This window comes from Leifsonia sp. NPDC058292 (assembly GCF_042880955.1).
GTDB lineage: Bacteria > Actinomycetota > Actinomycetes > Actinomycetales > Microbacteriaceae > Leifsonia.
Genome location: NZ_JBHVYL010000025.1, coordinates 23,689 through 30,715 on the forward strand (window position 1 = coordinate 23,689; position 7,027 = coordinate 30,715).

The following is a 7,027-nucleotide window of genomic DNA, read 5'->3' on the forward strand; positions in this document are numbered from 1 at the left end:
AGGAGTTCCCATGGCCGGAGATGCTTCGATGCGATCCGTCTTTCGACGCAAGTCGATCGACGACATGGAGGACGAGAGTCGCTCGAGCGGGCTCTTGAAGAGCCTCGGCCTCTGGCAGCTGACAGCGATCGGCGTCGGCGGGATCGTCGGAGTCGGAATCTTCTCGCTGGCTGGGCTGGTCGCCCACGGTGATCCGAACAACCCGGGCGTCGGACCGGCTGTGCTGATCTCCTTTCTGATCGCGGGCCTCGCCTCCGCGGCCGCAGCCCTGTCGTACGCGGAGTTCGCCGGGATGATCCCGCGCGCCGGCTCCGCCTATACGTACGGCTACGTGGCTCTGGGTGAGATCACGGGCTGGTTCATCGGATGGGACCTCCTCCTCGAGTACATCGCCATCGTCGCCGTCGTCGCCATCGGCATCTCCGGGTATGTCGATGCGTTTCTGTCCGGGTTCGGCGTTCATCTGCCCGCGTGGATGACATCGACGGCCGACGAGGGGACCGGAGGCATCGTCAATCTCCCGGCGATCCTCATCTGCGTTCTCGTCACGTGGCTCCTGAGCCGTGGCTCGCAGGCGTTCGGCCGATTCGAGCTGGTCGCCGTCGCGATCAAGATCCTGCTGATCCTGTTCATCGTGGGGCTGGGCATCTTCTACATCGACACCGAGAACTACAACCCCTTCATGCCGAGCGGCTTCGGCCCCGTGGTCACGGGAGCCGCCACCGTCTTCTTCGCGGTGTTCGGGTACGACGCGATGAGCACCGCCGCCGAGGAGGCGAAAGACGGCAAGAAGCACATGCCGAAGGCGATCATTCTTTCGCTGATCATCGCCATGCTGCTCTATGTCGCCGCGACACTGGTGCTCACCGGGATGCAGAACTACACCGACATCGACCCGAAGGCCGGGTTCGCCTCGGCGTTCACCGGGGTCGGTCTGCCCGTGGTGGCGACCATCATCTCGGTCTTCGCCGTTCTCTCGATCTTCACCGTCATGCTCACGTTCCTGCTCGGCGTGACCCGCGTGTGGTTCTCGATGAGCAGGGACGGACTGCTGCCGAAATGGTTCTCTCGCGTTGACCGTCGAGGCGTGCCGCAACGGGTGACCTGGATCGCGGGCACGGCTTCGGCGGTTCTCGCCGGCGTGCTTCCGATCAGAGCCGTGGCCGATCTGACGAACATCGGCATCCTTGCGGCTTTCGTCGTGGTCTGCATCTCGGTGATCGTGTTCCGCTACACCAAGCCGTCGGCCGAGAGGAGCTTTCGGCTGCCGTGGATGCCCGTCGTTCCCGCCTTCGGCGTTCTGGCTTCGCTCTTCCTCATCACGCAGCTGCACTGGGAGACCTGGCTGCGCTTCGCCGTCTGGCTCGTCGTCGGCCTGATCATCTACTTCGCCTACAGCAGGCACCATTCGCTGCTGAACCCCGATCGGCCGCGCACGCGCGGCGACTGATGCGCGGCTACGGGATATAGATCGTCGGCAGCACCGGGTCGCCACGGCTGACCCGGAACGCTTGGTCGGGGAGCTCCGACATGGCCTTCTCGCGGTGAGCTCGGGCCGCTGCCGTGCCTGCGGCTCCGAGATGCTCCTGGTGTACCACGCCGTCGGTGATGAGCGGCACGAGCAGGTCGCGGCCGGTGTCATCCGGCCTCGCGTCGTCTTCGACGATGTGGATCGCTTCGGCGATGGCGCGCCCGTTGGCGTCGTGACGACGGATGGGGTGCTTCCGGCCGCCGACAGTGGCCTTGCCGTCGGACTTCTTGGCGACCGAGATCCACTCGCCGTCCCCGTCGTGGCTGCGGTGCGCGACGAGCTTGTAGACCATGCCCGACGCCGGGTATCCCGAGCCGGTGACCACGGAGGTGCCGACGCCGTACGAGTCGACCGGTGACGCGGACAGCGCCGCGATGGTGAACTCGTCGAGGTCGTTCGTGACCGTGATCTTGGTCTTCGTCGCTCCGAGACCGTCGAGCTGATCCCGAACGCGACGCACGAGGTTCGGCAGGTCGCCGGAGTCGAGGCGAACGGCGCCCAGCTCGGGGCCCGCAACCTTCACAGCGAGGTCGATCGCGTTCTCCACGTCGAAGGTGTCGACCAGCAAGGTCGTGCCCGGGCCGAGGGCGTCGACCTGGGCTCGGAACGCGTCCTCTTCGCTGTCGTGCAGCAGAGTGAAGGCGTGAGCGGCGGTGCCCATGGTCGGAACACCCCAGCTGCGGCCGGCCTCCAGGTTCGAGGTCGCGGAGAATCCCGCGATGAACGCCGCACGGGCCGCCGCGACGGCCGACCGCTCGTTGGCCCGCCGGGAGCCCATCTCGGCGACGGGCCGCCCGCCCGCCGCCGTGACCATGCGCGCCGCTGCGCTCGCGACGGCGGAGTCGTAGTTGAAGACACTGAGGATGAGGGTCTCGAGGATGACCCCTTCGGCGAACGGGGCGTCGACGATCAGGAACGGCGAATTGGGGAAGAAGACCTCGCCCTCGTGATAGCCGCGGATGGAGCCGGTGAACCGGTAGTCGGCGAGCCAGTCGAGGGTCGCATCCCGCACCACCTCGTGCTCGCGGAGCCACTCGAGTTCGGCGTCACCGAAACGGAACTGGTCGATCAGGTCGAGCAGCCGGCCCGTTCCGGCGAGAACGCCGTAGCGCCTTCCCGCGGGCAGGCGGCGGGTGAACGCTTCGAAGACGCACTCCCTGTCGTGCGTGCCTTTCAGCAAGGCTGCGTCGATCATCGTGAGTTCGTAGCGGTCGGTCAGGAGCGCGGATGAGCCGGTCACGGGTTCAGCCTAGCGGCGCGGTAATGTGGCTTCTTGTGACCGATGCACCGATTGGGATTTTCGACTCGGGAGTCGGTGGGCTCACCGTGGCGCGCGCCATCCGCGATCAGCTCCCCAACGAGTCGATCCTGTACGTCGGAGACACTGCGCACTCGCCGTACGGACCGAAGCCCATCGCCGATGTGCGCCGGTACTCCCTCGACGTGCTCGACCTCCTCGTCGAGCAGGGCGTCAAACTGCTGGTGATCGCGTGCAACACCGCTTCTTCGGCGATGCTCCGGGATGCTCGCGAACGCTATACGGTGCCCGTGATCGAGGTCATCCAGCCGGCGGTCCGCCGTGCCGTCGCCGCGACGCGCACGAACCGGGTGGGGGTGATCGGAACGCTCGGCACCATCAACTCGCGCGCCTATGAGGACGCGTTCGCCGCAGCCCCCGACCTCCGTCTGTTCACGCAGGCCTGCCCCCGATTCGTCGAATTCGTCGAAGCCGGGGTGACGAGTGGCGACGAGGTGCTGCGCGTGACGACCGACTATCTGCAGCCGCTGCGCGACGCCGACATCGACACCCTCGTGCTCGGCTGCACTCACTACCCGTTTCTGAAGGGGGCCATCTCGTATGTGATGGGCGAGGGCGTCTCGCTCGTCTCGAGCGACACGGAGACGGCCAAAGACGTGTACCGCACACTCGTCGGTCAGGGTCTGGAGCGCACCGCATCCGCCCCGCCCACCATCCATTACGAGGCCACCGGCGACGACGCCGGAGACTTTCTGCGGCTGGCGCACCGCTTCATCGGTCCTGAGGTGTCGAGTGTCGACCTCGTGCAGACCGGCGTCATCGACATCCCGCGACCGTGAGCCGGCCCGCGGCAGTGAACCACCCCACGACAGGAGAAACTCCGTGACCGACATCACCCGCGCCGATGGGCGCACCCCCGACCAACTGCGCGAGGTCACCATCGAGCGCGGGTGGAGCAAACAGGCGGAAGGCTCGGCGCTGATCTCGTTCGGCAACACGCGGGTGCTCTGCACGGCGTCGTTCACGAACGGCGTGCCGCGCTGGATGGCGGGCAAGGGCAAGGGCTGGGTCACGGCCGAGTACTCGATGCTCCCGCGGTCGACGAACAGCCGCATGGACCGTGAGTCGGTGAAGGGCAAGATCGGTGGCCGCACCCACGAGATCAGCCGGCTGATCGGTCGCAGCCTGCGTGCGGTCGTCGACATGAAGGCGCTCGGCGAGAACACGATCGTGCTCGACTGCGACGTGCTGCAGGCCGACGGCGGCACCCGCACCGCGGCGATCACCGGAGCGTACGTCGCTCTCGCCGACGCCCTCGAGTGGGGACGGGAGCACCGTTTCATCGGCCAGCGCGCGACACCGCTCATCGACTCCGTGTCGGCGGTCTCGGTGGGCATCATCGATGGAGCGCCGATGCTCGACCTCGCCTACGTCGAGGACGTTCGCGCGGAGACCGACATGAACGTCGTCGTCACCGGCCGCGGGCTCTTCGTCGAGGTGCAGGGAACAGCGGAGGGCGCGCCGTTCGATCGGCGTGAACTGGATTCTCTGCTCGACCTCGCGCTCGGCGGTGCCGAATCGCTGAAGGCCATCCAGGGCGAGGCGCTCGCGGAGGGCCGCTGATGGTGCGCGTCGTGCTCGCCACCCACAACCAGCACAAGGCTGCCGAGTTCCAGCAGATCCTCGGGGATGCGGTGCCGGGCCTCGAGATCGTGGCCTACGACGGGCCCGAGCCTGTGGAAGACGGCGTCAGCTTCGAGGCGAACGCGCTCATCAAGGCGCGAACGGCGGCACAGCACACCGGTCTGCCGGCTCTCGCCGACGATTCGGGCATCTGCGTAGACGCGATGGGCGGTGCGCCGGGCATCTTCTCGGCGCGATGGTCGGGTGTGCACGGTGACGCCCAGGCGAACCTGCGACTGCTCCTCGACCAGCTCGCCGACCTGCCCGATGGCTCGCGCGGCGCGCACTTCACGGCGACGCTCGCCCTGGTGACGCCGTCGGGTGAGGAGACGACGGTCGAAGGAACCTGGCCCGGTCGCATCGCCCGCGAGGCGCGCGGTGCGCACGGGCACGGCTACGACCCGATCTTCATCCCCGAAGGCTACGAGCAGACCGCGGCCGAGCTCGGTCCCGAGGTGAAGAACGCCCAGAGCCATCGGGCCCGTGCCTTCGCAGCGGCCGTTCCCGCCCTCGCCGCCTTGGCCGGAACGAGAGATCGGCCGTGAGAATGAGAACGGCACTCATTCCCATCTAGCCCGCGGATCTGGCGGGTCGTGGCGCTCGGTGCTTACCGTTGAGGTGATGAGTCACAGTCACGGCCATGCCGCCAACCGCAACCGCCTCCTGATCGCGATCGGGATCGTGGCGACCGTTCTGGTCGTCGAGGTGCTGGGCGCGTGGCTGAGCGGCTCGTTGTCGCTGCTCGCCGACGCAGGTCACATGCTGAGCGACCTCACGGGGCTCATCATCGCGCTCATGGCGACCGTGGTCGCAGCGCGTCCGCCGAGCGACCGCCAGACGTTCGGCTACCAGCGCGCGGAAGTGTTCGGCGCGCTCATCAACGGTGTGATCCTGCTCGTCGTCGCGCTCAGTGTCACGGTCGGGGCGATCGGGCGGCTCGTGAGCGGCGGCGGGGGCGAGGTGCACAGCATCCCGATGCTCATCGTCGCCGCGATCGGCCTGGTGGCGAATGCGGGAGCGCTGCTTCTGCTGCGGCCGGCGGCCGAGCACTCGATCAACATGCGTGGCGCCTACCTCGAGGTGCTGGGCGACCTCATCGGATCGGTGACGGTGATCGTGGCCGCCGTGGTGATCATGGTCACGGGCTTCGTCCCCGCCGACGCGATCGCCTCGCTGCTGATCGCCGCCCTGATCGTTCCGCGTGCATACGTGCTGTTGCGGGATGTGGTGCGCGTGCTGAGCGAGGCGGCGCCCGCCGACACCGATGTCGCCGAGATCAGGGACCACATCCGCGGCACCAAGGGCGTCGTGGCCGTGCACGACGTGCACGTCTGGGCGATCACCTCGGGGGCGCCGGTGTTCACCGCGCACGTCGTCGTCGAGCCTGAGATCTTCCGCACCGGGAAGACCGGCGACCTGCTCGACGAGCTGTCAGGCTGCCTGTCGAAGCATTTCGACGTGGAGCATTCCACGTTCCAGCTGGAACCTGCCGAGCACGCCGCCCACGAGGACGAGTTCCACCAGTAGGGTCGCGGCCGCGATCAGCTCTCGGAGGGCTTCTTGTCGAAGACCGCGGGATCGAGCGCCGCGTCGTCGTGCGCCGCGTCTGCGTTCGCCTGGTCGGCTTCCCGGGCGGCGGCCGCTTTCTTGGCCTTGTGCGTCGACTGGAAGTAGTGGAACAGGGTCGGCACCAGCGTGACCACCACGGCGCCGATGAGGATGACGTCGATGTACTTCTCGACGAAGTTCGCGACGGGCGGGATGTACCCGATGAGGAAGCCGAAGTAGGTGAGCCCGGCGCCCCAGATGAGCGCGCCCACCGCGTTGTAGAGCGAGTACTTCTTGTAGCTCATGTGACCGACGCCCGCGGCGACAGGGGCGAACGTTCGAACGATGGGCACGAAACGCGCGAGGATGACCGCGAGCGCACCGAACCGCTCGAAGAACTTGTTGGTGCGGTTGACGTTCTCCATGCTGAAGAGACCGGTCTCTTTGCGTTCGAAGACGCGCGGGCCGAGTTTGTGGCCGATGAGATAGCCCGCTTCACCACCCAGGAAGGCGGCGAAGGCGATCGCCAAGGCGACCCACCAGACGTCGACGCCGAACACCAGCGACGTGTGGGTGAGCAGGCCGGAGATGACGAGCAGGGTGTCGCCGGGGAGCAGGAACCCGACGAGGAGTCCTGTCTCGGCGAACACGATCGCGCAGACCACGACCAGCGCCCACGGTCCCGCGCCGGTGATGATGGCGTGCGGGTCGAGCCACGGGATGAGGGCGGCGTGATGAATCAAGATTCTCCAGGGAGTCGGGTGAGCGGATGTCCCGAGTTTAGCGAGCGGCCCCTGCGGAATCGCTAAGAATCGTGCACTCGCCGGGAAAGATCATCCTCTGGTGCTACTGCGCTTCTGGTGCGGGAGAAGGGACGTGAAGCTTCGGAGTCGAAGTGCGGGAGAAGGGACGTGAAGCTTCGGAGTCGAAGTGCGGGAGAAGGGACGTGAAGCTTCGGAGTCGAAGTGCGGGAGAAGGGACGTGAAGCTTCGGAGTCGAAGTGCGGG

Annotated in this window: 7 protein-coding genes; 5 read left to right on the plus strand and 2 right to left on the minus strand. The window is 67.0% G+C overall.

What is annotated here, in order from left to right:
- The first annotated feature begins 10 nt into the window (after positions 1-10).
- Positions 11-1,450 (plus strand): amino acid permease, encoded by a 1,440-nt coding sequence (locus ACFVWR_RS13605; RefSeq protein WP_387212838.1) that lies wholly within the window; start codon positions 11-13, stop codon positions 1,448-1,450.
- Between the two features lie 7 nt (positions 1,451-1,457).
- Here the strand turns inward: ACFVWR_RS13605 and ACFVWR_RS13610 are convergent, their stop codons facing one another.
- Entirely contained in the window at positions 1,458-2,726 is a 1,269-nt protein-coding gene (locus ACFVWR_RS13610) for a nicotinate phosphoribosyltransferase (protein ID WP_387212928.1), read from the minus strand.
- A gap of 80 nt (positions 2,727-2,806) precedes the next feature.
- On the opposite strand from ACFVWR_RS13610, the gene murI reads away from it, so the two are divergent.
- From murI to ACFVWR_RS13630, 4 genes are all read left to right on the plus strand, one after another.
- On the plus strand, positions 2,807-3,628 hold the full coding sequence (gene murI, locus ACFVWR_RS13615) for a glutamate racemase (RefSeq protein WP_387212841.1): 822 nt from the start codon (positions 2,807-2,809) through the stop codon (positions 3,626-3,628).
- 43 nt (positions 3,629-3,671) lie between these two features.
- A complete protein-coding gene (rph, locus tag ACFVWR_RS13620; RefSeq protein ID WP_387212844.1) occupies positions 3,672-4,412 on the plus strand; it encodes a ribonuclease PH in 741 nt (246 codons plus the stop codon).
- Positions 4,412-5,017 carry an RdgB/HAM1 family non-canonical purine NTP pyrophosphatase gene (gene rdgB, locus ACFVWR_RS13625; protein WP_387212847.1) on the plus strand — a complete coding sequence of 202 codons (606 nt, stop codon included), beginning with the start codon at positions 4,412-4,414 and terminating at the stop codon, positions 5,015-5,017. The genes rph and rdgB overlap by 1 nt, the downstream gene beginning before the upstream one ends.
- Before the next feature lie 76 nt (positions 5,018-5,093).
- Positions 5,094-5,999, plus strand: a complete 906-nt coding sequence (locus ACFVWR_RS13630; RefSeq protein ID WP_387212850.1) for a cation diffusion facilitator family transporter — start codon at positions 5,094-5,096, stop codon at positions 5,997-5,999.
- A gap of 14 nt (positions 6,000-6,013) precedes the next feature.
- On the opposite strand, the gene ACFVWR_RS13635 is transcribed toward ACFVWR_RS13630, so the two are convergent.
- The gene (locus ACFVWR_RS13635; protein ID WP_387212853.1) at positions 6,014-6,763 is read right to left on the minus strand and encodes a DedA family protein; all 750 of its coding nucleotides are present in this window, start codon (positions 6,761-6,763) and stop codon (positions 6,014-6,016) included.
- Positions 6,764-7,027 lie beyond the last annotated feature (264 nt).

Coding starts and splice junctions, on each gene's coding strand:
- ACFVWR_RS13630 (WP_387212850.1), top strand. CDS start 5,094: ATGAGTCACAGTCACGGCCATGCCGCCAACCGCAACCGCCTCCTGATC.
- ACFVWR_RS13610 (WP_387212928.1), bottom strand. CDS start 2,726: ATGATCGACGCAGCCTTGCTGAAAGGCACGCACGACAGGGAGTGCGTC.
- rdgB (WP_387212847.1), top strand. CDS start 4,412: ATGGTGCGCGTCGTGCTCGCCACCCACAACCAGCACAAGGCTGCCGAG.
- ACFVWR_RS13605 (WP_387212838.1), top strand. CDS start 11: ATGGCCGGAGATGCTTCGATGCGATCCGTCTTTCGACGCAAGTCGATC.